General features: G+C 50.8%; 1 pseudogene. It reads right to left on the bottom strand.

The features are described from left to right. A pseudogene (locus tag HMPREF2877_RS10915) lies at positions 1–260 on the bottom strand (hypothetical protein); the annotation flags it as partial.

Below are 260 nucleotides of genomic sequence, written 5' to 3'. Positions count from 1 at the left end.
CTTCAACAAGTGCGAGCGAGTCAGCAAGTACATCGGCCTCAATGAGCGCCTCAACAAGTGCTTCAGAGTCAGCAAGTACGTCAGCATCGATGAGTGCTTCAACAAGTGCCAGTGAATCGGCAAGTACGTCAGCGTCACAGAGTGCCTCAATAAGTGCGAGCGAATCTGCAAGTACAAGTGCTTCCATGAGTGCTTCAACCAGCGCCTCAGAGTCAGCAAGTACTTCAACATCGATGAGTGCCTCAACAAGTGCCAGTGAA

This window comes from Streptococcus sp. HMSC072D03, assembly GCF_001812855.1.
Classification (GTDB): Bacteria; Bacillota; Bacilli; order Lactobacillales; family Streptococcaceae; genus Streptococcus; species Streptococcus salivarius_D.
This window is presented reverse-complemented; position numbering and strand designations above follow the sequence as displayed.